Origin of the sequence: Paludisphaera rhizosphaerae (assembly GCF_011065895.1) — a bacterium.
GTDB lineage: Bacteria > Planctomycetota > Planctomycetia > Isosphaerales > Isosphaeraceae > Paludisphaera > Paludisphaera rhizosphaerae.
In genome coordinates this window covers 1-730 of record NZ_JAALCR010000095.1, presented here as the reverse complement: position 1 = coordinate 730, position 730 = coordinate 1, and the positions used below count along the sequence as shown (strand labels likewise).

Below are 730 nucleotides of genomic sequence, written 5' to 3'. Positions count from 1 at the left end.
CAATCCCCGCCCCGTTCCGTGGAGAAGGTAATGAGCCACCCGATATCCTATGAATCCAAGACTCCAGAGGGTTGGATGTACAGCCTGACCATGCCCGAATCCGTGGCTGGTAATCCGGCGCTGGAACAGTATCTCGAATCGCGTCGTCGGCAGTTCAGGAGACGCTTTCCGAATCCCGAGGAGCTCCCGAAGGAATCGATTGAGGTCTTTTCCCAGTGCGGCTTCGTTGTTCGCGTATATCCCGATCCCGCTGATTCACCCTTTAAGCCAGGGATTACACCTGACCAATGGGCCGCGAACGTCGAGACTGGGTTCTCACGGTTTCACAAGATGGCGGAGGAGGCTTTCCGGGTCGACTCGCCGATATCGCTGGTATCTAAGTCTCACTAATGTCCGCATCGCGCAAGTGCGCATGCACATTTTTTCCGCAACCATTGACCGACCGGTCCCGGTCTAGATACCCTGGCGCCCGTTTGCAACCAATCACCCCTAGGGGCGCCACCCATGACCCAACTTGAAGCCCGAATCCAGTCCCTCGTCGACCGGCTCAGCGACCACCAGGCGGCCCGCACAGCCCCGCCCTGCCAAGTTGTCGCCTCGCCCCCGAAGATCGTTGAATCGACCCCAGTCGACCTGGCCCTGGTCGCCCTCAAATGCCCGATGTGCGACAACGAGGACAAGTCGCTGATGTTCGTCAACGTCCCCGTCTGGATCCGCTGCTCGGACCGGA

General features: G+C 59.5%; 2 protein-coding genes. Both read left to right on the top strand.

All coding sequences use genetic code 11. From position 1 onward, the window contains the following. A partial coding sequence (locus tag G5C50_RS32135; RefSeq protein ID WP_206107950.1) for a hypothetical protein occupies window positions 1-390 on the top strand: 390 nt, incomplete at its 5' end. A gap of 114 nt (window positions 391-504) precedes the next feature. Further along, on the top strand, window positions 505-730 hold a 226-nt coding region (locus G5C50_RS32130), incomplete at its 3' end, for a hypothetical protein (RefSeq protein ID WP_165076179.1).